Annotated in this window: 28 protein-coding genes; 6 read left to right on the top strand and 22 right to left on the bottom strand. The window is 65.3% G+C overall.

The annotated features are described in order from the left end of the window. The first annotated feature begins 10 nt into the window (after nucleotides 1–10). From trpB to ACS5NL_RS17385, 4 genes are all read left to right on the top strand, one after another. Nucleotides 11–1297 carry a tryptophan synthase subunit beta gene (gene trpB / locus ACS5NL_RS17370; RefSeq protein ID WP_439355151.1) on the top strand — a complete coding sequence of 429 codons (1287 nt, stop codon included), beginning with the start codon at nucleotides 11–13 and terminating at the stop codon, nucleotides 1295–1297. Continuing rightward, nucleotides 1294–2103 (top strand): tryptophan synthase subunit alpha, encoded by an 810-nt coding sequence (gene trpA / locus ACS5NL_RS17375; RefSeq protein WP_439355152.1) that lies wholly within the window; start codon nucleotides 1294–1296, stop codon nucleotides 2101–2103. The genes trpB and trpA overlap by 4 nt, the downstream gene beginning before the upstream one ends. 169 nt (nucleotides 2104–2272) lie before the next feature. After that, nucleotides 2273–3151, top strand: a complete 879-nt coding sequence (gene accD, locus ACS5NL_RS17380) for an acetyl-CoA carboxylase, carboxyltransferase subunit beta (protein WP_439355154.1) — start codon at nucleotides 2273–2275, stop codon at nucleotides 3149–3151. Further along, nucleotides 3148–3810 carry an LON peptidase substrate-binding domain-containing protein gene (locus ACS5NL_RS17385; protein WP_439355155.1) on the top strand — a complete coding sequence of 221 codons (663 nt, stop codon included), beginning with the start codon at nucleotides 3148–3150 and terminating at the stop codon, nucleotides 3808–3810. Before accD ends, ACS5NL_RS17385 begins: the two co-directional genes overlap by 4 nt. On the opposite strand, the gene nagZ is transcribed toward ACS5NL_RS17385, so the two are convergent. From nagZ to ACS5NL_RS17495, 22 genes are all read right to left on the bottom strand, one after another. Next, a complete protein-coding gene (gene nagZ / locus ACS5NL_RS17390; protein ID WP_439355156.1) occupies nucleotides 3811–4902 on the bottom strand; it encodes a beta-N-acetylhexosaminidase in 1092 nt (363 codons plus the stop codon). Nucleotide 4903: 1 nt separating this feature from the next. Next, nucleotides 4904–5296, bottom strand: coding sequence for a holo-ACP synthase (gene acpS / locus ACS5NL_RS17395; RefSeq protein WP_439355157.1), 393 nt, complete (start codon nucleotides 5294–5296; stop codon nucleotides 4904–4906). Next, nucleotides 5293–6069: a pyridoxine 5'-phosphate synthase gene (locus ACS5NL_RS17400; protein WP_439355158.1), complete on the bottom strand. Its 777-nt coding sequence runs from the start codon at nucleotides 6067–6069 to the stop codon at nucleotides 5293–5295. Before ACS5NL_RS17400 ends, acpS begins: the two co-directional genes overlap by 4 nt. 2 nt (nucleotides 6070–6071) lie before the next feature. Further along, on the bottom strand, nucleotides 6072–6872 hold the full coding sequence (gene recO, locus ACS5NL_RS17405) for a DNA repair protein RecO (RefSeq protein ID WP_439355159.1): 801 nt from the start codon (nucleotides 6870–6872) through the stop codon (nucleotides 6072–6074). Between the two features lie 3 nt (nucleotides 6873–6875). After that, nucleotides 6876–7838, bottom strand: a complete 963-nt coding sequence (era, locus tag ACS5NL_RS17410) for a GTPase Era (RefSeq protein WP_439355351.1) — start codon at nucleotides 7836–7838, stop codon at nucleotides 6876–6878. Between the two features lie 113 nt (nucleotides 7839–7951). Continuing rightward, on the bottom strand, nucleotides 7952–8656 hold the full coding sequence (gene rnc / locus ACS5NL_RS17415) for a ribonuclease III (protein WP_439355352.1): 705 nt from the start codon (nucleotides 8654–8656) through the stop codon (nucleotides 7952–7954). A 43-nt stretch (nucleotides 8657–8699) separates the two neighbouring features. Then, nucleotides 8700–9047, bottom strand: a complete 348-nt coding sequence (locus tag ACS5NL_RS17420) for a DUF4845 domain-containing protein (protein WP_439355160.1) — start codon at nucleotides 9045–9047, stop codon at nucleotides 8700–8702. A gap of 26 nt (nucleotides 9048–9073) precedes the next feature. Next, complete coding sequence (gene lepB / locus ACS5NL_RS17425; protein ID WP_439355161.1) at nucleotides 9074–10054, bottom strand: signal peptidase I; 981 nt, start codon at nucleotides 10052–10054, stop codon at nucleotides 9074–9076. After that, nucleotides 10054–11862 (bottom strand): translation elongation factor 4, encoded by a 1809-nt coding sequence (gene lepA / locus ACS5NL_RS17430; RefSeq protein ID WP_439355163.1) that lies wholly within the window; start codon nucleotides 11860–11862, stop codon nucleotides 10054–10056. The genes lepB and lepA overlap by 1 nt, the downstream gene beginning before the upstream one ends. A gap of 523 nt (nucleotides 11863–12385) precedes the next feature. Then, nucleotides 12386–13870, bottom strand: coding sequence for a Do family serine endopeptidase (locus ACS5NL_RS17435; RefSeq protein ID WP_439355164.1), 1485 nt, complete (start codon nucleotides 13868–13870; stop codon nucleotides 12386–12388). Between the two features lie 81 nt (nucleotides 13871–13951). Further along, nucleotides 13952–14983, bottom strand: coding sequence for a MucB/RseB C-terminal domain-containing protein (locus tag ACS5NL_RS17440; protein WP_439355165.1), 1032 nt, complete (start codon nucleotides 14981–14983; stop codon nucleotides 13952–13954). Between the two features lie 7 nt (nucleotides 14984–14990). After that, nucleotides 14991–15635 (bottom strand): sigma-E factor negative regulatory protein, encoded by a 645-nt coding sequence (locus tag ACS5NL_RS17445; RefSeq protein WP_439355166.1) that lies wholly within the window; start codon nucleotides 15633–15635, stop codon nucleotides 14991–14993. A 39-nt stretch (nucleotides 15636–15674) separates the two neighbouring features. After that, the gene (rpoE, locus tag ACS5NL_RS17450) at nucleotides 15675–16319 is read right to left on the bottom strand and encodes an RNA polymerase sigma factor RpoE (RefSeq protein ID WP_439355167.1); all 645 of its coding nucleotides are present in this window, start codon (nucleotides 16317–16319) and stop codon (nucleotides 15675–15677) included. Between the two features lie 56 nt (nucleotides 16320–16375). After that, nucleotides 16376–16843, bottom strand: coding sequence for a hypothetical protein (locus tag ACS5NL_RS17455; RefSeq protein ID WP_439355168.1), 468 nt, complete (start codon nucleotides 16841–16843; stop codon nucleotides 16376–16378). 29 nt (nucleotides 16844–16872) lie between these two features. Beyond that, nucleotides 16873–18117, bottom strand: a complete 1245-nt coding sequence (gene fabF / locus ACS5NL_RS17460) for a beta-ketoacyl-ACP synthase II (RefSeq protein WP_439355169.1) — start codon at nucleotides 18115–18117, stop codon at nucleotides 16873–16875. Nucleotides 18118–18125: 8 nt separating this feature from the next. After that, nucleotides 18126–18365, bottom strand: coding sequence for an acyl carrier protein (gene acpP, locus ACS5NL_RS17465; RefSeq protein WP_411363556.1), 240 nt, complete (start codon nucleotides 18363–18365; stop codon nucleotides 18126–18128). Nucleotides 18366–18467: 102 nt separating this feature from the next. Continuing rightward, nucleotides 18468–19229, bottom strand: coding sequence for a 3-oxoacyl-ACP reductase FabG (gene fabG, locus ACS5NL_RS17470; protein WP_439355170.1), 762 nt, complete (start codon nucleotides 19227–19229; stop codon nucleotides 18468–18470). Between the two features lie 14 nt (nucleotides 19230–19243). Next, complete coding sequence (gene fabD, locus ACS5NL_RS17475) at nucleotides 19244–20194, bottom strand: ACP S-malonyltransferase (protein WP_439355171.1); 951 nt, start codon at nucleotides 20192–20194, stop codon at nucleotides 19244–19246. Nucleotides 20195–20253: 59 nt separating this feature from the next. Next, nucleotides 20254–21231 carry a beta-ketoacyl-ACP synthase III gene (locus ACS5NL_RS17480; RefSeq protein WP_439355172.1) on the bottom strand — a complete coding sequence of 326 codons (978 nt, stop codon included), beginning with the start codon at nucleotides 21229–21231 and terminating at the stop codon, nucleotides 20254–20256. 19 nt (nucleotides 21232–21250) lie between these two features. Then, nucleotides 21251–22312, bottom strand: a complete 1062-nt coding sequence (gene plsX / locus ACS5NL_RS17485; RefSeq protein WP_439355173.1) for a phosphate acyltransferase PlsX — start codon at nucleotides 22310–22312, stop codon at nucleotides 21251–21253. Nucleotides 22313–22450: 138 nt separating this feature from the next. After that, a complete protein-coding gene (rpmF, locus tag ACS5NL_RS17490) occupies nucleotides 22451–22633 on the bottom strand; it encodes a 50S ribosomal protein L32 (RefSeq protein ID WP_439355174.1) in 183 nt (60 codons plus the stop codon). A 155-nt stretch (nucleotides 22634–22788) separates the two neighbouring features. Next, entirely contained in the window at nucleotides 22789–23349 is a 561-nt protein-coding gene (locus tag ACS5NL_RS17495) for a YceD family protein (RefSeq protein ID WP_439355175.1), read from the bottom strand. A gap of 54 nt (nucleotides 23350–23403) precedes the next feature. Here ACS5NL_RS17495 and ACS5NL_RS17500 point away from each other — a divergent pair, with 54 nt between their 5' ends. Together ACS5NL_RS17500 and ACS5NL_RS17505 are read left to right on the top strand one after the other, a co-directional pair. After that, nucleotides 23404–24003, top strand: a complete 600-nt coding sequence (locus ACS5NL_RS17500) for a Maf family nucleotide pyrophosphatase (protein WP_439355354.1) — start codon at nucleotides 23404–23406, stop codon at nucleotides 24001–24003. After that, nucleotides 24000–24803, top strand: coding sequence for an SAM-dependent methyltransferase (locus ACS5NL_RS17505; protein ID WP_439355176.1), 804 nt, complete (start codon nucleotides 24000–24002; stop codon nucleotides 24801–24803). Before ACS5NL_RS17500 ends, ACS5NL_RS17505 begins: the two co-directional genes overlap by 4 nt. Nucleotides 24804–24814: the final 11 nt, after the last annotated feature.

The following is a 24814-nucleotide window of genomic DNA, read 5'->3' on the forward strand; positions in this document are numbered from 1 at the left end:
CGAGAACCCCATGGACACCTACCAGCAACCCGACGCCCGCGGCCATTTCGGCATCTACGGTGGCAGCTTCGTGAGCGAGACGCTCACCCACGCCATCAACGAGCTCAAGGCCGCGTACGCGAAGTACCAGCACGATCCCGAGTTCCTGGCCGAATTCCGCAAGGAACTGGCCCACTTCGTCGGCCGGCCCAGCCCGGTCTACCACGCCGAGCGCATGAGCCGCGAACAGGGCGGCGCGCAGATCTTCCTCAAGCGCGAAGACCTCAACCACACCGGCGCGCACAAGATCAACAACGTGATCGGCCAGGCCATGCTCGCCAAGCGCATGGGCAAGCCGCGCGTGATCGCCGAGACCGGCGCCGGACAGCACGGCGTGGCCACCGCCACCATCTGCGCGCGCTACGGCCTGGAATGTGTGGTCTACATGGGCAGCGAAGACGTCAAGCGCCAGAGCCCCAATGTCTACCGCATGAAGCTGCTGGGCGCGACCGTCGTGCCCGTCGAGTCGGGCAGCCGCACGCTCAAGGACGCGCTCAACGAAGCCATGCGCGACTGGGTCGCCAACGTGGACAACACCTTCTACATCATCGGCACCGTGGCGGGCCCGCACCCCTACCCGATGATGGTGCGCGACTTCCAGAGCGTGATCGGCAACGAATGCCTGGTGCAGATGCCGCAGATGCTCAAGGAAGCCGGCTGCGAGGGCGAGCAGCCCGACGCGGTGGTCGCCTGTGTGGGCGGTGGCAGCAACGCCATGGGCATCTTCCACCCCTACATCAACCACGCGGCCACGCGCCTGATCGGCGTGGAAGCCGCGGGCGAAGGCCTGGACAGCGGCAAGCACTCGGCCTCGCTGCAAAAGGGCAGCCCCGGCGTGCTGCACGGCAACCGCACCTACGTGCTGCAGGACGACAACGGCCAGGTCACCGAAACGCACAGCGTCAGCGCCGGTCTGGACTACCCCGGCGTCGGCCCCGAGCACGCCTTCCTCAAGGACATCGGCCGCGCCGAGTACGTCGGCATCACCGACAAGGAAGCGCTCGAAGCCTTCCACTATCTCTGCCGCACCGAGGGCATCATCCCCGCGCTCGAATCCAGCCACGCCGTGGCCTACGCCATGAAGCTGGCCAAGACCATGAAGCCCACGCAGTCGGTGCTGGTCAACCTGTCTGGCCGTGGCGACAAGGACATCGGCACCGTGGCCGACCTGTCGAATGCCGACTTCTACTGCCGCCCCAGCTGCCGCGGCCAGTCCGTCAAGGGTGGCGCCGAATCCGTTGTGAAGGTTTCCAAATGAGCCGCATCGAAAAAACCCTGAGCGCGCTCAAAGCGCAGAACCGCAAGGCGCTGATCCCCTTCGTCACCGCCGGCTTCCCCTACGCCGACATCACGCCCAAGCTGATGCACGGCATGGTCGAGGGCGGCGCCGACATCATCGAACTGGGCGTCCCGTTCTCCGACCCGTCGGCCGACGGCCCGGTGATCCAGAAGGCCGGCGACCGCGCGCTGGCGCTGGGCATCGGCCTGGCGCAGGTGATCGCCATGGTGCGCGAGTTCCGCAAGGACAACGACGCCACCCCGGTCGTGCTGATGGGCTACGCCAACCCGATCGAACGCTACGACCAGAAGCACGGCGCCGGCAGCTTTGTGCGCGACGCGTCGGCCGCCGGTGTGGACGGTGTGCTGGTGGTGGACTACCCGCCCGAGGAGTGCGAGGACTTCGCCGCCGCGCTGCGCGCCGCCAACATGGACCTGATCTTCCTGCTGGCCCCCACCAGCACCGACGAGCGCATGGCGCAGGTCGCGCGTGTGGCCAGCGGCTACGTCTACTACGTCTCGCTCAAGGGCGTGACCGGTGCCGGCACGCTGGACGTGGGCCAGGTCGAGGCCATGCTGCCGCGCATCCGTGCGCACGTGAGCATCCCGGTCGGCGTGGGCTTCGGCATCCGCGATGCCGAGACCGCCAAGGCGATCGGCAAGACCGCCGATGCGGTGGTGATCGGCAGCAAGATCATCCAGCTGATCGAGAACGAGCCGTTCGAGAAGGTGGTGCCGGTGGCGGCGCACTTCCTGCGCGGCATCCGCAAGGCTTTGGACGCCTGACCACCCCGTGTTTTAATTCGTCCCGAACACGACCATCGCATCACAACGCCCATCCACGGCGCCCCGCCAGACCAGCGCGGAACCGGCTTTGCCGGGCCGCAGCTGGTGCCCCCTCGAAGGGGGTGCCGCGAAGCGGCGCGGGGGTGGTCATTTCCCTAGGAGAACCCAGATGTCCTGGCTTGAAAAACTGCTACCGCCCAAGATCACGCACACCGACCCGGCCGAACGCCGCAGCGTGCCCGAAGGCCTGTGGATCAAGTGCCCGAGCTGCGAGGCCGTGCTCTACAAGACCGACCTGGAAAAGAACCAGAACGTCTGCCCGCACTGCAGCCACCACCACCGCATCGGCGCGCGCGCGCGCCTGAACGCCTTCCTCGACGCCGAAGGCCGCTACGAGCTGGCGCAGGAAGTGCTGCCGGTCGACGCGCTGAAGTTCAAGGACAGCCGCAAGTACCCCGAGCGCCTGAAAGAGGCGCTGGAGAACACCGGTGAGACCGACGCGCTGATCGTCATGGGCGGCGCGGTGCAGGGCATCAGCCTGGTGGTCGCGTGCTTTGAGTTCGACTTCATGGGCGGCTCCATGGGCTCGGTGGTCGGCGAGCGCTTCGTGCGCGGCGTCGAAGAGGCCATCGCCCAGAAGGTGCCCTTCGTCTGCTTCACCGCCACCGGCGGCGCCCGCATGCAGGAAGGCCTGCTGTCTCTGATGCAGATGGCCAAGACCAACGCCTCGCTGACGCGCCTGGCCAAGAAGAACCTGCCCTACATCAGCGTGCTGACCGACCCGACCATGGGCGGCGTGTCGGCCGGCTTCGCTTTTGTCGGCGACGTCGTGATCGCCGAACCCAAGGCGCTGATCGGCTTTGCCGGCCCGCGCGTGATCGAAAACACCGTGCGCGTGAAGCTGCCCGAGGGTTTCCAGCGCGCCGAATTCCTGCAGACCAAGGGCGCGGTCGACTTCATCTGCGACCGCCGCGAGCTGCGCAGCACCGTGGCCAGCACCCTGGCCATGCTGCAGCGCCAGAGCGCCGACGCGGTGGTGCCCGATTGAGCGAGGACGGTCCGCTGACGCTGAAACAGCTGCCGCTGTTTCCGCTGCAGACTGTCCTGTTTCCCGGCGGCTGGATGCCGCTGCGCATCTTCGAAGTGCGCTATCTCGACATGATCAAGCGCTGCCACGCGGCGGGCGCGCCGTTTGGCGTGGTCTGCCTCAGCGAAGGCAGCGAGGTGCGGCGTGCCGACCCGTCCTCGCCGGACAGCTTCGCTCACGAGGCCTTCCACCCGGTCGGCACCATCGCCCGCATCGAACAGATCGAGCATCCGCAAGCCGGCCTGATGGTGATCCACTGCCGCGGCCTGCAGCGCTTTCGCATCACCGCCAGCCACCGCCTGCCGCACGGCCTGTGGGTGGCCGACGTCCAGCTGGATGAGCCCGAACGTGTCGTGCCGGTGCCCGAGCACCTGCGCAGCACGCGCGATGCGCTGCAGCGCGTGCTGGCCAACCTGCGCGAGCGCGAACCCGAGTCGATGAACGAACTGCCACTGCAACCGCCTTACCAGTGGGACGACAGTGGCTGGGTGGCGAACCGCTGGACCGAGTTGCTGCCGGCACCGGCCGAACTCAAGCAGCGGCTGATGGCGCTGGACAACCCGATGCTGCGGCTGGAGCTGATCTCCGACCTGCTCGACAAGCTGGGTGTGGAGCGGTAGTCAGGGCAGCAGCGACAGCGCCTGCATGTAGCGCGCACTGACCATCAGGTCGTCCCAGTCCATCGCGTCGCCACGCGGCAGCAGCGCCAGTCGCCGCTCTTCGCTCGCGGGATTGGGTTGCCAGTTCCCCAGAACCAAGGCCTTCGACAGCGCCTCGATCGCCTCGTCGATGGGCGAGCCCCCGTCCACCACCGACTGGTTGCACAGCAGCACCATGTCACCACCTGCTCCCAGTGCCGCCAGCGCCGCTTCGGTGAAACTCACCTCGCGGCCTTCGATCTGCCGCGCCGCCGCCATGCTCAGGTCGTCGCTGAAGATCGCGCCGGTGAAGCCCAGTTGGTGCCGCAGCACGTCCTGCAGCCAGCGCGGCGAGAAGCCGGCCGGCCGGGTGTCCACCTTCGGGTAGATCACGTGCGCGGGCATCACGGCGTCCAGGCTGGCCGAGAGCCAGCCATAGGGCGCGGCGTCCTCGGCGAGGATGGCCTTGAGACTGCGCCGGTCGACCGGAATCGCCAGATGCGAGTCGGCCTTAACGAAGCCATGCCCCGGAAAGTGCTTGCCGCAGTTGCCCATGCCACTGGCACGCAGGCCGTGCATCAGCGCCTGCGCCAGCACGCTCACCATGCGCGGATCGCGCCCGAACGAGCGGTCGCCGATCACCGAGCTTTCGCCGTGATCCAGATCGAGCACCGGAGTGAAGCTCAGGTCCACGCCGCAGGCACGCAGTTCGGCGCCGAGCACGTAGCCGGCCGCTGTGGCCGCGTTGGTCGCTCGCATGGCCGGGCCGCCCTCGCCTTCGCCCTTTTTCGGCGCCGACAGCCACCACTGGCCGAAGGCGGCCATGGGCGGCAGATGGGTGAACCCATCGGTGCGAAAGCGCTGCACGCGCCCGCCTTCGTGGTCGACCGCGATCAGCAGGTCTGGCCGCACCGCCTTGACCTGCGCGCACAGCCGCGTCAGCTGCTCGCGGCTCTGCCAGTTGCGGCCAAAGAGGATGAGGCCACCCACCAGCGGATGCGCCAGACGCTGGCGGTCGGTGTCGGTCAGCTCGAATCCGGCGACGTCGATGATCAGGGGTGCGTGGGGGTGCATGTCAGTCTTTCTCGACGACGACAAAGCTGGCGGCATAGTCGGTTTCGTCGGTCACGGTCACATGGGCGCGCAGGCCCTGCGCCTCGAACCAGTCCTTGAGTTCGCCGTTCAGGACGATCACCGGCTGGCCACTCGGCAGATTGAGGATTTCGCAACGGCGCCAGGCCATGGGTGAGCGCATGCCCAGGCCAATGGCCTTGGAAAACGCTTCCTTGGCCGAAAAGCGGGTGGCCAGATAGCTCAGGCCCCGCTGAGGCCAGCGCGCCTGACGGCGCTGCCAGATCACCAGCTCCTGGTCACCCAGCACCTTCTGCGCGAAGCGCTCGCCCTGGCGCTGGAAGGTCGCGTCGATGCGCCGGATGTCGCAGATGTCGGTGCCGATGCCGAAGATCATGCAAAGGCATCCGCGATGCAGCGGTTGTAGTCCACGATCGTCGCGGTGTAGCCCAGCTCCAGCGCGTCGGCGATCAGCGCGTGACCGATCGAGACCTCGCTCACACCCGGCACGGCGCGCAGAAAGGCGGTGAGGTTGTCGCGGTTGAGGTCGTGACCGGCGTTCACGCCCAGGCCGGCATCGAGTGCCGCCTGTGCCGCTGCACGGTAGCGCTCCAGCTGGGTGCTGCGTTCTGGCGTGTCCCAGGCCGCTGCGTACGGCTCCGTGTAGAGCTCGACACGGTCCGCACCCACGGCCTTTGCGGCTGCCATCTGCGCCGGCTCCGGGTCAATGAACAGGCTCACGCGCGCACCCAGCGCCTGCGCCTCGGCAATCAGAGGCCGCAGGCGTTCAGCGTCCTGCGGGAAGCTCCAGCCGTGGTCGCTCGTGAACTGGCCCTCGCTGTCGGGCACCAGGGTCAGCTGGTGCAGCGGCAGGCCACGCGCCCTGACCTCGCGCGCGACGTCCATCAGGTTGTGGAACGGGTTGCCTTCGATGTTGTATTCGCGGCCCGGCCATGCCTGCAGCAGCTCGGCCAGGTCGAACACGTCGTGCCGGCGGATGTGGCGCTCGTCGGGTCGCGGGTGCACGGTGATGCCGCGTGCACCGGCGTCAAGGCACAGGGTCGCGGCGCGGGTGACCGAGGGGATGCCGAGGTGGCGCGTGTTGCGCACCAGCGCGACCTTGTTGAGGTTCACCGAGAGCGCGGTCGGATGGGATGCAGCGTGGGCCATGGTCAGGAGGTCGTGGGGCCGGAAGAAGCACCCGGGTCGTCGGCCATTCGCGGCCGGACCAGGGACTGCACGTCCAGCAGCAGCTGGCGGGTCCGGAACACCCGGACGCCGCTATGGTAGTGCAGCAGGGCACGCAACTGGGGTTGCAGGGCCTGCTGGCAGCCGGCGCAGGCACGCAGGGTCGCGATCAGCGGATCGGGGTGATCCAGCGCCGCCTGCAGCGATCGCCAATGGGCGCCGTCCAGGACGTGCGTGTCGTCGGCATGGGCCATCCGCAGACCGGTTTCCGGACTCACCACATAGGCCATCGTGTCCTGCAACGGTGCCAGCGTGCTGCCCTCGCACGACAGGTCGGGCAAAAGCCCGATGTCCCGCAGCAGCAGCAGTTCGAAGGCCCGCAGGATCAGCTGCTGGGCATCGGACTTTTCCGCCAGCAACTGCACCGCCAGCGTGTAGTGGTCGAACAGGCCGGGGTGCGGATCGTCGCGCGCCAGCAGGCGCATCAGCAGCTCGTTGAGGTAGCTGCCCGAGAGCAGCGCGTCCCCCGTCGGCATGACATGGCCACCCTGCCACTGCGCCGCCTTGAGCGTGCGCACCTCGGCATCGCCACCCCAGGACAGGTGCAAGGGCTGCAGGGGCAGCAGCACCGGGCGGAACTGCGAGGTCGGTTTCTTGACACCCTTGGCCACCAGCGCGATGCGGCCGTGGTGGCGGGTGAAGACCTCAAGGATGAGACTGGACTCGCTCCAGTCGTAGCGGTGCAGGACGAACGCAGGCTCTTCAGAGGTGCGGCGCGTGGCCATTCATCACTCGTAGCCGAAGGAGCGCACGCGGGCGTCGTCGTCCGCCCAGCCCGAACGCACCTTCACCCACAGCTCCAGGAACACCTTGCAGTCCCAGATCTTCTCCAGTTCCTGGCGGGCCTCGGTGCCGATGCGCTTGAGCTTCTCGCCCTTCTCGCCGATCACCATGCCCTTGTGGCCCTCGCGCTCAACCACGATGGTCGCCGCGATGCGCTTGAGGGTGCCTTCGTCCTCGAACTTGTCGATCACCACGGTCGAGGTGTAGGGCAGCTCGTCGCCGGTCAGGCGGAACAGCTTCTCGCGCACCATCTCGGCGGCCATGAAGCGCTCGCTGCGGTCGGTCAGCTCTTCGGGGTCGTGCATCCAGGCTTGCTGGGGCAGGTACTTCTCGCAGATCGCAAACAGGCGCTGGATGTCGCGTGGCGTCTTGGCCGACATGGGCACGAACTCGGCGAAGGCGCGCTTTTCCTGCATCGACTTGAGCCAGGGCGCCAGGTCGCCACGCCGGTGCACCAGATCGAACTTGTTGGCCAGCAGGATCACCGGCACGTTGTCGGGCAGCAGCTCCATGACCTTGGCATCACCGGGCTGGAAATGCCCGGCCTCGACCACGAACAGGATCAGATCCACATCGGCCACAGCCCCCAGCACCGTCTTGTTGAGCGCGCGGTTCAGGGCGTTGCCATGCCGGGTCTGGAAACCCGGCGTGTCGACAAACACGAACTGGTTGGCTCCGACGGTGCGGTAGCCGGTGATGCGGTGGCGCGTGGTCTGTGCCTTGCGCGAGGTGATGCTGATCTTCTGGCCGACCAGGGCGTTGAGCAATGTCGATTTGCCGACGTTGGGCTTGCCGACGATGGCCACGTAGCCACAGCGCTGCTGCGCCGGATCGACCGGCTCGGGCGCCACCGGTTCATCGACCTCCACCGGTGCCGGGGCGCTCTTGCCCAGCGCCGATGCCAGCATGGCCTCCAGATCGGCGTCGGGCGCAGCGGCGGTGGTGGGAGCAGGTTCGGAAGAAGGACGGGTCGATCGGGGCATGGAAAAAAATGGTGTTCGGGTGACGGGGCAGACGACGGTCAACGGGACGCCGTCGAACGCGACGGCTCGGCTGTCCGCAGGTACAGCAACATGGCGGCCGCGGCGGCCTGTTCACCTGCGCGGCGGGACGCACCAATGCCGCGCTCGCTGCGGTTGAGCTCCTCCACCGTGCACTCCACGTCGAAGGTCTGCCGGTGAGCCTCCCCCAGCGTGGCCACCACGCGGTACTGCGGCAGCTTCATCTTGCGCCCCTGCAGCCATTCCTGCAAATCGGTTTTGGGATCCTTGCCCATGGCACTCATCTGCGCATTCAGCTCGACGCCACTGTAGAGACGGTGCACCAGCGCCGAGGCCGCATCGAAACCGGCATCCAGATACACGGCCCCGATCAAGGCTTCCAGCGCGTCGGCCAGGATGGAAGGCCGCTTGTGCCCCCCGGAGCGTTTCTCGCCGTCGCCCAGACGCAAGCAGGTCGACAGACCCAGGTCCGCCGCCAGCTGGTGGAGGGTGTCCTGCTTGACCAGATTGGCACGCACGCGCGAAAGATCGCCCTCGGGTAACTGGTCGAGTTTCGCGAACAGCAAGCCGGAAACCGACAGATTCAAGACCGAATCGCCCAGAAACTCCAGCCGCTCATTGTGATCGGCCGAAAAGCTGCGATGGGTCAGGGCCCGCTCCAGCAGACGCGGATTGGCAAACACATGACCCAGGCGCCGCTGCAGCGCCGACAACTCCGGCGTCAAAGACACGCGCGGCTGCCCTTGCCAGGCAGAGAGGGCCACAGGATCACTTGGAGGAACCCTCGTACTTCATCACAAGGTACGCCTGCCCCATCAGATGGATTTCGCGCGAATATGCGAACGAGACCACAACCTTGTCACCTTGCTTGCTCACCTCGAGATCCTTACCGGTTATCGAAGTGATGTCATCAATCTGTGCTGCCTTATCGAAAGTGATGCGCACGTCCGCAACAGTCGTACCACCGGAGGCCTTTTGTGCGGCCTTCTGCACAGCCATGTATTCGATATAGGTGGGAACCACCTGGGCCAGCGTCACTCCGGCAAATGCCAGGAAAACACCAACGAACAGCAGACCGAAAAACGTCAGGCCGCGTTGCCGTTGCTTCAGCTTCATCACCCCACCTCCAGTAGTTGCGTCATTCACTCGAACGAACCGATGCGCCCGAGATCGCCAAAATTCATCCAGACAAAAAATGCCTTGCCCACGATGTTGGACTCCGGGACAAACCCCCAGAAACGGGAATCCAGCGAATTGTCTCGATTGTCACCCATCATGAAATAGTGGCCGGGAGGCACCTTGCACACCACGCCTTCTGCCGGGTAGCGGCAGTTCTCGCGAAAGCTGTATTCCACCATCGGCGTCACAAACGGGGGCCGCATGTCGTCGTTGAGCGTGTTGTACCGGCGTCCGCCGAGTTCCTCGCCGAACTGCTTCACGTAGCGCATCTGCTCACCGTCGAAAAAGTCCGGCTGATTGCTTCGCGGCACTGGTTGGCCGTTGACCGTCAGGCGCTTGTTGAGAAAGGCCACTTCATCGCCGGGCACGCCGATGACGCGCTTGATGTAGTCCAGACTCGGCTGCGGCGGGTACCGGAACACCATCACATCTCCGCGCTGGGGATCGTGGTTGGCGATCACCTTGGTGTTGATCACCGGCAGTCTCACACCGTAGTAGAACTTGTTCACCAGGATCAGATCGCCCACCCGCAGCGTCGGGATCATGGAGCCCGACGGGATCTTGAACGGCTCGAACAGGAAACTGCGCAGCACGAACACGGCCACGATCACCGGGAACAGCCCTGCGGTCCAGTCCAGCCACCAGGGCTGCGACAGCATCTTCTGGCGGGCCGCTTCATCGAAGCTCAGATCGGTGCGGGCGATGCCCTGGCGAGCCAGTTCTTCCTGGCGCCGCTGGATTTCCTGGGCCGCCCGCTCGGCGGCCTTGCGCCGCGTCGGCAGGAAGTAGAACTTCTCGGCCATCCAGTACAGGCCGGTGATGACCGTGGCCAGCAACAGCAGCAAGGCAAAGTTGCCTTCGATGATGCCGAAGAAAAACGCTGCAGCGTAGGCGGCAAACGCCACCAGGATCACGGAAGTGACCACACCCATGGTCTTTTGCATCAATCCTCCACCTGCAGAATGGCAAGAAATGCCTCTTGGGGCACTTCGACGGAACCGATCTGTTTCATGCGCTTCTTGCCTGCTTTCTGCTTTTCGAGGAGTTTGCGTTTGCGGGTGATGTCACCGCCGTAGCATTTTGCCAGCACGTTCTTGCGCAATGCCTTGATGGTCTCGCGCGCGATCACGTTGCCGCCAATGGCCGCCTGAATTGCCACATCGAACTGCTGGCGGCTGATGATCTCGCGCATCTTCGCAGCCACCGCGCGGCCGCGGTATTGCGACTGGCTGCGGTGCACGATGATCGACAGGGCATCGACCTTCTCGCCGTTGAGCAGGATGTCGACCTTCACCACATCGGAGGCCCGGTATTCCTTGAACTCGTAGTCCATGGACGCATAGCCGCGGCTCACCGATTTGAGCTTGTCGAAGAAGTCGAGCACGATCTCGCCCAGCGGCATGTCGTAGGTCAGCATGACCTGCTTGCCGTGGTACGCCATGTTCAGCTGCATGCCGCGCTTCTGGTTGGCCAGCGTCATGACCGCACCCACGTATTCCTGCGGCATGTACAGGTGCACCGTCACGATCGGCTCGCGGATCTCCTCGATGCGGCCCTGGTCCGGCATCTTGGAGGGGTTCTCGACCATGATGACCTCGCCGTCCCCCCGAACCACCTGGTACACCACGCTCGGCGCGGTGGTGATCAGGTCCTGGTCGAACTCGCGCTCCAGGCGTTCCTGCACGATCTCCATGTGCAGCAAGCCCAGGAAGCCGCAGCGGAAACCGAAGCCCAGCGCCTGGGACACCTCGGGTTCGTAATGCAGCGCTGCGTCGTTGAGCTTGAGCTTCTCCAGTGCGTCGCGCAGCGCGTCGTACTCGCTGGCCTCCGTCGGGTACAGACCGGCAAACACCTGCGGCTGGACTTCCTTGAAGCCCGGCAGAGCTTCCGAAGCCGGGCCCAGGTTGTTGGGCAGCTTCTTTTCCAGCGTGATGGTGTCGCCGACCTTGGCCGCCTGCAGTTCCTTGATGCCCGCGATGATGTAGCCGACCTCGCCGGCCTCCAGCGAGTCGCGCGATTCGTTGGCCGGCGTGAACACACCCAGGTTGTCGGCGTTGTAGACCGTGTTGGTCGCCATCATCTTGAAGCGCTCGCCCTTGAGCAGTCGCCCATCCACCACCCGCACCAGCATCACCACGCCCACATAGGTGTCGAACCAGCTGTCCACGATCATGGCGCGCAGCGGTGCATCCGGGTTGCCCTTGGGTGCAGGAATGCGGGCGACCACCGCTTCCAGGATGTCTTCCACACCCATGCCGGTTTTGGCGGAGCAGGGAATCGCATCGGTCGCGTCGATGCCGATCACGTCTTCGATTTCGGCCTTGGCGTTGTCGGGATCGGCGTTGGGCAGATCCATCTTGTTGAGCACCGGCACCACCTCCACGCCCAGATCAAGTGCGGTGTAGCAGTTGGCCACGGTCTGGGCCTCGACACCCTGGCTGGCGTCCACCACCAGCAGCGCACCTTCGCAGGCCGAGAGAGAACGACTCACTTCATAAGAGAAGTCCACGTGCCCCGGAGTGTCGATCAGGTTGAGGTTGTAGACCTTGCCGTCGCGCGCCTTGTACTTGAGCGCAGCCGTCTGCGCCTTGATCGTGATGCCACGCTCTTTCTCGATGTCCATCGAGTCGAGCACCTGCTCGCTCATCTCGCGGTCGGACAAACCTCCGCAGCGGGAAATGATGCGGTCGGCCAGCGTGGACTTGCCGTGATCGATGTGCGCGATGATCGAAAAATTGCGGATGTGATTCATCGGGGAAACAGTCAGGAAACCGGGTCGGCACCACCTGGTGGCGGACCATAAAAAAGGGCGCGTCAGGTCGTGACGCGCCCGTAACCAACAATCAATGGCAACTGCGATAGTTGGGATTTCATTGTAGGCAAAAAGCCCGGGCTGCACACCCTGAAACCCACGGACAACGCCCGTTGCAGCGCAACAACGGCCATTTTATCCACAGATCATCCACAAGAAAACTGGGTAACTTGTGCACCAGCTGTGGAGCACCGGGACCTGGATCGACAGGTTCCCACATGGTGAACACTGAACAGTGTTCGATGCCGCAATCATGGTTCGAGAGCCCCGATTTTATCGAAATCGGTCAACATGCCCCAAAAGCTTGTGAGCAATCACCAACTTGTCTGGTGCCTCCAGGAGCTTTTCAGGCCTCCAGCCACCCTGTGGCAAAACAACCAACTCGGCCAATAACCCCTTAATCCCAATCAGGACAAGGGGTTATTCACGCCTGCTCAACAAATTTCGAGTTCCTCCGAGGACTTCAGCGCGATGGCCGGATCACCGTGTACTGGGCCCACTCGCCACGGCGAAACAGCACATTGATGGGACGCGACTTGTCCAGACGCGCGACCACGGTCTCCAGCTCCTTGGCACTGCCCACCTCGGTGTTGGCCACCGCCACGATCACGTCGCCTTCCCGCAGACCTGCCTTGGCCGCGGCACCCTCGGCACCATCGACACGAACACCCGATTTGATGTTGAGCTCCTTCTTCTGCGCGGCCGTCAGTTCGCCCAGGGTCAGACCCAGCGAAGTCACCACACCGGACACCGGAGGTTTGGCCTCAGGCGCCGCCGCCTTGCGGTCCGCGCGTTCGGGCTCCAGCTCGGCCACCGTGATCGACAGATCGCGCTGACTGCCGCGCCGGAACACCGTCACTGTGCTGCGGTTGCCGGGCTTGGTGTTGCCGACGATGCGCGGCAGGTCGGTCGACTTCTCGATCTCACGCCCATCGAACTTCACGATGATGTCGCCTGGCTCCAGCCCCGCCTTGGCCGCGGGCGAGTTGGGCTCCACACCATTCACCAGCGCACCCCGCGGCTGGCCCAGACCGATCGACTCGGCCACGTCCTTGCCGACCTGTCCGATCTGCACGCCAATGCGTCCGCGGGTCACGCGGCCGTTGCTGCGCAACTGGTCGGACACGCGCACGGCTTCGTCGATCGGAATCGCAAAGGAAATGCCCTGGAAGCCACCCGAGCGCGAATAGATCTGGCTGTTGATGCCGACCACTTCGCCCCGCATGTTGATCAGCGGACCGCCGGAGTTGCCCGGATTGATCGCCACGTCGGTCTGGATGAAAGGCAGGAAATCGCCCGTGTCGCGCTTCTTGGCGCTCACGATGCCGGCCGTGACCGTGTTCTCGAGACCAAACGGTGAACCGATGGCCATCACCCACTCGCCGACCTTGAGACGGTTCACGTCACCGATGCGCACCGCGCTCAGCCCGCTGGCCTCGATCTTCACCACCGCCACATCGGTGCGCTTGTCCGCACCGACCAGTCTGGCCTTGAACTCGCGCTTGTCGGGCAGCGTCACCAGCAGCTCGTCGGCGCCGTCCACCACGTGCGCGTTGGTCATGATCAGACCGTCGGCGCTGAGAATGAAGCCGGAGGCCACGCCCTTGGGCTGCGCTTCTTCCGAGGGGGCACGGTCCTGTCGCGGCGTCTTGGGCACCGCACCAGGAGGCACCGGAATGCCAAAGCGCTTGAAGAACTCCAGCATCTGCTCATCGGCATTGCCTGTCCCGGACTCTGCACTGGCACGCTCCAGCGTCCGGATGTTGACCACCGACGGCCCGACCTGCTCCACCAGTTCCGTGAAATCGGGCAGGCCACGCACCACCGGTGCCGACTGGGCCACCGCCACACCCGGAATGACCGGCAGCAACAGGGCACAAGCCCCCGCGACCCCAACACCGAGCAACGCACGCGTCGACAGGCGATGGCGAGAAAAAACGAAGTTCATCGACGTCCTCACAGACAAGCAGGAGCCCGACGGGTTGTCAGGCGAACAAACCACAGCATGGGTGTGCGGGGAAGCAAGCGCTCAACGCAACCGCTCCAGCGCCATCGCGAACCGGCGCACCGTCCCTAGCGGCACCTCGCCCAGCACGGTCACCCAATGGTTGCCGATGCGCCGCGTCACCGAATGCGTTGCGCCAGTCACGGCAGCGCCTTCGTTGCCATGGCGCCGCGGGTCAAACGGTTCGACAAACAGCGACACCGACGCCAGACCGTCGGAGAACACCCACTGCATGGGCGCCTGGCCCGGGGCACTGGAGGTCTCGGTCTCGCGGGTGTGGCAACTCATCGACTGGAAGCCGGGCACGGTTTCTTTCAGGCGCCAGCCCTCGGCCTCGGCGGTTGTCTTGCGCAGCACCTGCCGGTGCACCTCATAGCCCTTGGTGTCGCCCATCATTTTCTTGAGCTTGTCCATCCGGACCGGCGCATCCAGCTGCAGCTCCGAAAACGCGACCTGCTCCAGCACCGCGCCCTGCTCACCCAGCGTCTGCAACTTCACCACCAGACCGGTTTTCTTCTCCGACCAGATCCGGTAACCAAAGCGCAGGCTGTCGCGCGGCAGGATGTCGACCACATCGGCCAGATGTCCCGCCACCCGCTCCGGACTGCCCTCGCGCACCCCGTAGAAATCGGGAAGGATGTTGCTCGGCGTGCGCAGCAGTTCGGGAAACACGCCCAGCGATTCGCGGCGATCGACCCAGGCCACCTTGTGGTCCGGCGCAAAGGTGATCACGTCGTTGTTGTGGCGGATGGTCGAACGGGGGGCCCCGGTCAGCGTCTCCACCCGCTCCATCTGCTGCGTCCCGTCGCAGATGTGCCAAATGCGTGAGGCCGACATGGTCGACGCCGACGACACGACCAGCGTTCCCGTGTAGGCCCGCTGGCGCGAGGCCTCGTGCATGCGCGTGAGCCACTCGGTCAGGCTGCGCGACGCCGGCGCGTCGGTCGCGGTCTGCGCCAGCAGGGACTGACACAGCCCCAGTGCCAGCACACCGGCAGCAGACCAGTGCTTCCAGCGGGTGCGGCGGTGGTTGGATCGGGACACGAACACGGGCATGGCGGACTCAGCGCTGGGGAGCCGTGTCATAGGTGGCATTGCGCAGGAAACCAGTGGGCGTCTGCAACGCCGACATGCCTCCATACTGCCGGTGTTCGGCCAGCAGTTGCTCCAGACGGGGGTCGCGCGACATCGGCCCCTGGGGCGTCTGCACCACCACTTCCTGGGCAGCGGCAGGCGCCGCTGAGGGCGACACCAATGCCAGCTGCTTGCCGGCTTCCGCCGGTCCGGTGACCGCACCCGTCAGAGCCCACCCCACCGCAGCGACGGCGGTCAACGAAGCGAACCCAGCCACCAGCTTCCAGCGAAACACCGAGGCATTCGCCGCCGGGCCACGCACATGCGCCACCGCATCCGCCTGCCGGGCAGGAACCAGGGCCTCCTCTCGCAGGCGCTGGCTGACCACGGCTGCCAGATCACCACGGCCCGACCGGGCGGAAAGACCCGCTTCACCACTGCGCAGCGCATCGCCGATCAGGTGGTAGGTCGTCCAGTCGGCCTCCCAGGCAGCCGGGCCATCGTCGCGCAGCAACTCATCGAGCTCCGTCACCGACAACTCACCATCGACCAGCGCCGACACGGCCATGGCGCGACGGTCCTCCCAACCCTGAGGCAGACTGTCCGAGAAAGGTTTGCGCGTTTCTGCATTCATGACTGATTTCCAATGGAATCACTGGCTTTCGGGGCGGCACTACCAACGTTTGCCCGTCTGGCGCTCCAGCATGGGCTTGATCCGGTTCGAGATCGCTTCACGCGCCCGGAAGATCCGCGAGCGCACCGTTCCGATCGGGCATTCGAGGGCAACAGAGATTTCTTCATAGCTCAAGCCCTCGATTTCCCGCAAGGTGATCGCCATCCTCAACTCTTCCGGCAACGCATCCATCGCCGCATTGACCGCTTCGGCGATTTCCTTGCTGGCCAACACCGCTTCGGGCGTCTCGGAGTCGGTCGCACTGCTGCTTAGTTCGCGTTCGACCGAGGAAGTTTCATCGTCGTCGCCCGAACTGAGCTGGGACTGGAACACCAATGGATCCCGTTTGAGCTCCATCAACTGCTTCTTGGCGGTGTTGACCGCGATGCGGTAGAGCCAGGTGTAGAACTGAGCGTCGCCCCGGAACTGGGCCAGGGCACGGTAGGCGCGGATGAAGGTTTCCTGCGCGATGTCCTGCACCAGGTCGCTGTCGCGGACCATGCGGCCGATCAGGCGTTCCACGCGGCGCTGGTACTTCAGGACCAGCAACTCGAAGGCCCGCATTTCGCCCGCCAGGGTGCGTTGCACCAGCATGGCGTCGCTGTCCGGAGCAGGAGGCGCGATATGGTCTTCGGATGGGGTCATGCGTGGGGCTGTGGGGCGGCGGAAATATAACCCAAGCCCCGTGGTGGCGGGAAAGTTCAGGCGTGGGCTATCAAGGCACGCCGCAGATCGCCCCATCGCCGGACATCCTGGGACCGCTCTACCCAGGCCCAGAGGCGTGCGCCGTCGGGGTTGTGCAGCCGCAGCAGCATCCAGGCCTGCAGGTCGTAGACACGCTCGACCCGCTTCAGGGTGACCCCCTCCAGATAGGCGGCGCTGCTCCAGACCCAGTCACCGTGCGACACCTCCGACGGGACGCCCCCTGACCGGCCTTGTGCCGCTTTCCACGACAGACAACCGCCCGGCTGACGCCGCCAGGCGAACCCCGCTATCACCACCCACAGGGTCCAGGCCCCCGTGGCCACCCACCAGCCAGGTGATGCCTGGCTCCGGTAGGTCAGGCCCAGCACCAGCGCGACAAGTCCAGCCACGCCTGCACCGGCCAGAAGCGCCGCCAGAAAAGCAGAACGCCCCACCGGGTATGTGACCGATGGGGCGCTGCGCATGTCTGGTCAGCCGTGGCTTCAGCGAAAGATCAGACGCGTTTGAACACCAGCGTGCCGTTGGTGCCGCCGAACCCGAAGTTGTTCTTCACTGCCACGTCGATCTTCATGTCCCGCGCGGTGTTGGCGCAGTAGTCCAGGTCACATTCGGGATCCTGGTTGAAGATGTTGATCGTCGGCGGGCTCTTCTGGTGGTGCAAGGCCAGGATGGTGAACACGCTTTCGATGCCACCGGCGCCACCCAGCAGGTGACCGGTCATGGACTTGGTCGAATTGACCACCACCTTGCGGGCGTGGTCACCCAGCGCGGCCTTGATCGCGTTGGTCTCGTTGACGTCGCCCAGCGGCGTCGAGGTGCCGTGCGCGTTCAGGTAGTCGATCTGGTCGGCATTGACGCCGGCATTGCGCAGGGCATTGAGCATGGCGCGGCGCGGGCCGTCCATGTTGGGTGCCGTCATGTGCCCGGCGTCGGCACTCATGCCGTAACCGACCACCTCTGCGTAGATCTTGGCACCGCGTGCCTTGGCGTGTTCGTACTCTTCGAGCACCACCACACCGGCACCTTCACCCAGGACGAAACCGTCGCGGTCCTTGTCCCAGGGACGCGAAGCCGTTTTCGGATCGTCGTTGCGCGTCGACAGGGCACGCATCGCGGCAAAACCGCCCACCCCCAGCGGGGAGACCGTCGCCTCGGAGCCACCGGCCACGATCACGTCGGCGTCGCCGTACTCGATCTTGCGGGCGCCTTCGCCGATGCAGTGCAGGCCGGTGGTACAGGCCGTCACGACAGCGAGGTTTGGCCCCTTGAAGCCAAAGCGCATCGACACATGACCAGAGATCATGTTGATGATCGAGGCCGGCACGAAGAACGGCGAAATCCGCCGTGCTCCGCGACTGACGTATTCGGCGTGGGTCTCCTCGATCAGCGGCAGGCCGCCGATGCCGGAACCCACGATGCAGCCGATGCGCGTGGCCAATTCTTCGTCCAGCGCCTCGCCCGTGGGCAGGCCGGAATCGATCACGGCCTGGTGGGCCGCGGCGATGCCGAAATGGATGAAGCTGTCCATCGTCCGCGCCTCTTTGGCACTCATGTAGGACTCAAGATTGAACCCCTTGACCTCGCCCGCGATCTTGCAGGCCATGCCCGACGCATCGAACTTGGTGATGAGGTCAATACCGGACTGGCCGGCCAGGATGTTGGCCCAGGCGTCCTGCACCGTGTTGCCCACGGGTGAGACACAACCCAGACCGGTCACTACAACGCGACGACGGCTCATGGATGCAATCAGGCTTTCTGGTGGGCCAGCGCGTACTCGATGGCGTTCTTGACCGTGGTGATCTTCTCAGCGTCTTCGTCGGGGATCTCGATGCCGAACTCGTCTTCCAGCGCCATCACCAGTTCCACCGTGTCCAGGGAGTCGGCGCCCAGATCGGCCACGAAAGCCTTCTCGGGGGTCACTTGCCCTTCTTCCACGCCGAGTTGTTCGGCAATGATTTTCTTCACACGTGCTTCGATATCGCTCATAAGTCCCTCTGAGGGTGGTTGGATGACAAACCGCCATTTTAGCCGGGCTAGGGAGAGGCCCCTAGACGGCCCGCCGGACGGCTCCGCGGCGGCTGTGGGGAATCAGACCATGAACATGCCGCCGTTGACGTGCAGCTCCTGCCCCGTCACATAGGCAGCCTGCGGGCTGGCGAGGTAGGCGACCGCATGCGCGATGTCTGCCGGCTTGCCCAGATGACCCAGCGGAATCTGGCCCAGCAGGGCCTTCTGCTGCTCTTCCGGCAGCGAGGCGGTCATGTCGGTTTCGATGAAACCGGGCGCCACGCAGTTGACCGTGATGTTGCGGCTGCCCAGCTCGCGTGCCAGCGCGCGGGTCATGCCGGCCACGCCGGCCTTGGCCGCCGCGTAGTTGGCCTGGCCGGGGTTGCCCGAGGCTCCGACCACGCTGGTGATGCTGATGATGCGACCGTAGCGCTGCTTCATCATCGGCCGGATGACCGCGCGGCTCATGCGGAACACCGCCTTGAGGTTGGTGTCCAGCACCGCATCCCAGTCTTCGTCCTTCAGACGCATGGCCAGCATGTCGCGCGTGATGCCGGCGTTGTTGACCAGCACCTGCAGCGCGCCATGGGCCTTGGTGATCTCGTCGATCAGCGCCTCGGCGGCGGCGGCGTCGTTGACATCCAGCTTCGCCCCCCGACAGCCTTCGGCCGCACCGGGCACGGCCTTGAGCACCGCAGAGATCTTGGCTGCGCCATCGTCCGACGTGGCGGTGCCCACCACGATCAGGCCGCGGGCGGCGAGTTCGGCGGCAATGGCCGCACCGATGCCGCGCGAGGCGCCGGTCACCAGGGCCACCTGGCCCGCAAATTTGACTTCAGACATGCCGGTCTCCTCGATCAGGCCAACAGGGTTTTCACTTCGGCCAGGCTGGCCGGGTCGTAGATCGCGGCACCGGTGAGCTCGGCGTCGATGCGCTTGGTCATGCCGGCCAGCACCTTGCCCGGACCGCACTCGACCAGCGTGGCCACGCCACGCGCCTTGATCGCCTTCACGCATTCAACCCAGCGCACCGGTCCAAAGGCCTGGCGGTACAGCGCGTCACGGATGCGGTCGGCATCGGATTCGACCGACACGTCGATGTTGTTGATCACCGGGATCTGTGGCGGAGCCAGCGCCGTCGCTGCCAGCTTCTCGCGCAGCTTGTCGGCGGCCGGCTTCATCAGGCTGGAGTGGAACGGCGCCGACACGGGCAGAGGCAGCGCACGCTTGGCGCCGTTGGCCTTGAGCACTTCGCAAGCCTTTTCGACCGCTGCCTTGCTGCCAGCGATCACGGTCTGGGCCGCGTCATTGAAGTTCACGGCCTCGACCACCTCGCCACTGCCGGCGGCAAACGCCGCCTGCGCCTCGGCGCAACCGGCGATCACCTGGTCCGCGGCCATGCCGAGGATCGCGGCCATCGCACCGGTGCCCACCGGCACGGCCTCCTGCATGGCCGCTGCGCGGAAACGCACCAGCGGGGCCGCCTGGGCCAGCGTCAGCACGCCAGACGCCACCAGCGCCGAATACTCCCCCAGCGAATGCCCGGCCACCACCGACGGCAGGGCGCCGCCTTCGGCACGCCAGACACGCCAGGCTGCGACCCCCGCCACCAGCATCACCGGCTGGGTGTTGGTGGTCAGCGCCAACGCTTCCTTGGGACCTTCCTTGATCAGGCGCCCCACGTCTTCGCCCAGGGCGTCGGAGGCTTCCTTGAGCGCAAGGCTCACTTCCGGATGCTCACCCCAGGCGTCGAGCATGCCGACGGCCTGCGAGCCCTGGCCGGGAAAGACAAATGCAAATGCGGTCATGGACAGTTCCAGGGAGGAATCAATCAGAGAGAGTGAAAGAGGCGGCCGTCAAGGCATCCTCAGAAGTCCAGCAGCACCGAACCCCAGGTGAATCCGCCACCCACGCCTTCAAGCAACAGGGTGTCGCCCTTCTTGACCTGGCCCTGCCGGACCGCATGGTCGAGCGCCAGCGGAATGGAGGCGGCCGAGGTGTTGCCATGCTGGTCCACCGTGACCACCACCTTGTCCATCGGCAGCTTGAGCTTGCGCGCAGTGCCCGCCATGATGCGGATGTTCGCCTGGTGAGGAATCAGCCAGTCGATGTCGGCCTCGGTGCGCCCGGCCTTGGCCAGCGAAGCGCGTGCGGTTTCCTCAAGCACACCCACCGCCAGCTTGAACACAGCCTGGCCATCCATCTTGAGCAACGGATCGCCCAAAATTTCGCCGCCACTGACATGGCCCGGCACGCACAGGATGCCGACATGCTTGCCGTCGGCGTGGATGTCGGTGGCCAGAATGCCAGGCGTGTCACTGGCCTCCACCACCACCGCGCCAGCGCCGTCGCCAAACAGCACACAGGTCGTGCGATCGTCGAAATCGAGCAGGCGGGAAAAGATTTCAGCGCCAACCACCAGGGCCTTGCGGGCGCTGCCGGTGCGGATCAGCGAATCGGCCACGGTCAGCGCGTAAATGAATCCACTGCAGACCGCCTGGACGTCGAACACGGGACAACCCGCGATGCCCAGCTTGTGCTGCAGGATCGCGGCGGTCGACGGAAACACCATGTCCGGCGTCGACGTCGCCACGATGATCAGATCGATGTCTTGTGGAGTGGCGCCGGCGGCGGCCATGGCCTGCCGGCAGGCTTCGGCGGCGAGATCACTGGCGAACACCCCGTCGGCTGCGAAGTGCCGCGCCCGGATGCCGGTGCGTTCAACGATCCAGTCGTCGCTGGTTTCGACGCCCCTTGCCGCCAGCCGGGTCACCATGTCGGCATTGGTCAGGCGCTGGGCGGGCAGGCAACTGCCGGTGCCGGAGATACGGGCAAAACGTGTCATGCGGGAAGGGAAGACTCAGTCAGATCGTCGGAATGCTCTTGAGATCGCTGGGAATGTCTTCCGGAGAGATGAGCGGTGCCGCGTGGGCGATGCGCTCCTTGACCTTGTCGAGCAATTGGTTGTGGGCCGCATCATAAGCCCGCGCCAGCGCCTGCTCAAACGCAAAGGCGTCGGCCGACCCGTGACTCTTGAACACCAGCCCGCGCAACCCGAGCAGGGCGGCGCCGTTGTAGCGCCGGTAATCCATGCGGTTTTTGAACGCAGATATCACCGGATATGCAAACAAGGCACCGATTTTGGTGAAGATATTGCGCGAGAACTCTGTCTTGATGAAGTTGCCGATCATCGTCGCCAGGCCTTCGCTGGCCTTGAGTGCGACGTTGCCGACAAAACCATCACAGACCACGATGTCGACGGTACCCTTGAAGATGTCGTTGCCCTCGACATTGCCAAAGAAATTCAGATCACCGGTATTGGCCGCATTTCGCAGCAGAACGCCGGCTTCCTTGATCACTTCGCTGCCTTTGATGACTTCTTCACCGACGTTGAGCAGGCCGACCGTGGGCTCTTCGCGTCCAGTGATCGCCACCACCAGTGCCGAACCCATGACCGCAAACTGCAGCAGGTGCTCGGCCGTACAGTCAACGTTAGCGCCCAGGTCCAGCACCGTGGTCGCGCCACCCTTGGCGTTGGGCATCTGGCTGGCGATCGCAGGGCGATCGATGCCTTCCATGGTCTTGAGCAGGTAGCGGGCAATCGCCATCAGCGCCCCGGTATTGCCGGACGACACCGCAGCATGTGCTGCGCCGTCCTTGACCTGCTGGATGGCCACCCGCATCGAAGAGTCCTTCTTGCGGCGCATGGCGACCTCGACAGGGTCGTCCATGGTGACCACTTCGCTCGCGGGCACGACCTGGCAGCGCACGTTGTTGAGCAACTCCGGCCAAGGCTTGAAGGCATCCGGCTGCCCCACAAGCAACAGCTGGGCTTGCGGATGGCTGGCGAGAAAGGCCGCACAGGCCGGCAGGGTGGCCGCCGGACCGACGTCTCCCCCCATGCAATCCACTGCGACGGTGATCATGTCAACTTCCCGATCGGGGCACCCACAAGGGCGCCACCAGCATGAAAAAAGCCCGCATGAGGTTCATGCGGGCCTGTACCTGGACAGCGAACATCGCACCTGACGCGTTCAAGCGGCAGGGCACGACCCGCCGACACTTCAGGCTTCGGACTTGTTCTTCAGAACCTGACGGCCACGGTAGAAGCCGTTGGGGCTGATGTGGTGACGCAGGTGGGTTTCACCGGTGGTCGGCTCGACGGCGATGCCCGGCACGGACAGGCCGTTGTGCGAGCGGTGCATACCGCGCTTGGAGGGGGACTTCTTGTTTTGCTGGACGGCCATGATGGGCTCCTGAAATCGGTGTTGGTGAGGGTTGCGCCGATCCGGGAATATCCAGTGGGGATTCACCCGCCATCCGGCCCGTCGATACGGGCGGCAGCGCAAAGCCAAGAATTATAGCCCGAACCGGACCGGACCACCAAATATGGTTTGCCGACTCACTTCTTGAGGCGCGCCAGGGCCGCGAACGGGTTGGGGCGCTCCTCCACCGAAGCCTCATGCGGGTCAGCGGCCGCCTGTCCCCGTGAAGCCGCCAGTGGCTCAGGACATTCCTCGTGCATCGGCACCAGCGGAATCGCCATCAGCAACTCGTCTTCCACCAGGCCCAGCAGGTCGGGGCGCGGCTCCATGGCCAGCACGTCCTCTTCGCTGTCGTCGTCCTCGGCCTCGGCGGTGGCCTCGTCGGCCACAAAACGGAACCAGCGATCGACCTCCAGCGCCACGACCACCGGACCCAGGCAGCGCTGGCATCCGACCGGAAGATCCAGCCGGACCATCAGATGCAACCAGGGAACCGGCTTGCCGCCCGCATCCGGACGCATTTCAGCGCTGGCCGACCAGTTCACCACAGGCAACACCCCACCATCGGCATGGCGCTCGGCCAGCAGGCGTTCAAACCCCTCCAGGGCTTCGGCACCGTCCAGTGAGGCGCCGGCCTCGGCAAAGGCCAGCACGTCAAAGCGGCGTGGGTTCCAGGTCTTGTGGGACGTCGTCTTCATCCGGGCAGTGTAAAAGATGGCTCCTCCAAAGCGGGGACAATCGTGTCCATGAGCATGCCTTTCTCTCCTTCGGCGACCCGCGCCGTGATCCTGGGATCGACCTCGCGCTACCGCCGCGAACTGCTGTCCCGCCTTCGGCTGACCTTTGATACCGCCAGCCCGGACGTCGACGAAACCCCACAAGCCGGCGAAACCCCGCAAGCACTGGCCCTTCGGCTGGCCCTGGCCAAAGCCCGGGACGTGGCCCGGCGCTTTCCCGAAGCGGTCGTGATCGGCAGCGACCAGGTGGCCGATCTTGATGGCGAACCACTGGGCAAACCGGGCACGCACGAGCGCGCGGTGGCGCAGCTGCAGCGCATGCGGGGGAAGACCGTCGTGTTCCAGACGGCCGTGGCGGTGGTCTGCCAGGCCACGGGCTTTGAACAGATCGACCTGGCCCCGGTGCGCGTGGTGTTCCGCGACCTCGACGATGGCGAGATCGAGCGCTACCTGCGGGCCGAGCAACCGTACGACTGCGCCGGCAGCGCCAAGAGCGAAGGACTGGGCATTGCCCTGCTCGCACGCATCGACAACGACGATCCCAGCGCGCTGGTCGGCCTGCCGCTGATCCGCACCTGCCAGATGTTGCGCGCCGCCGGCGTGAAGATCCTGTGAGCGCCCCCGCCCGCCCGCTGGGCAAGCTCTACCTGGTGCCGACGCCGCTGGACTTCGGTGCGGTGCCCGACGGTGAGACACCCTCCCCGCTGGAACTGCTGCTGCCCGGGGAAACGATTCAGGTGGCCGCCGGCCTCACGCACTGGATTGCCGAAAATGCGAAGAGTGCACGCGCATTCCTCAAACGGGTCGACGCGGTGCACCGTCTGGCCGCCGCCGTGCAATCCCAGCAGATCGTCGAACTGCCGAGGCAGGTCCACAAGAAGGGTGACCATGCCCCCGCCAGTGCGGGCGACGCACAGGCGAGAGCACTACTCGCTCCCGCACTCGATGGACACGCCATGGGCCTGCTGAGCGAAGCTGGCATGCCCGCGATTGCCGACCCGGGCAGCTCCGTTGTGCGCGCCGCCCATGCCCTGGGCATCGAGGTCATTCCGCTGACCGGACCGGTGTCTCTGATGCTGGCGCTGGCGGCCAGCGGGCTGCACGGACAGGATTTCGCGTTCGTCGGCTACGTGCCCCAGGACCCCCGCGAACGCGGCGCGCGCCTGCGGGAGCTCGAATCGCTGGCACTCAAGACCGGGCAGACCCAGATCCTCATCGAGACGCCGTACCGCAACACCGCATTGCTGCAGGCCTTGCAGCAAAGCCTGCACCCGCACACCCGGCTGGCGGTGGCCTGCGGACTGGGGCTGTCCAGGCAGTGCACGCGCAGCGCACTGGTGAGTGAGTGGAAGTCGCGCAACCTGGCAACACAACTGCCGCTGGCATTGCCAGCGGTGTTCCTGATCGGCCGCTGAGAATCCGGCGG

Source organism: Hydrogenophaga sedimenti (assembly GCF_051857515.1).
Taxonomy (GTDB): domain Bacteria; phylum Pseudomonadota; class Gammaproteobacteria; order Burkholderiales; family Burkholderiaceae_C; genus Hydrogenophaga.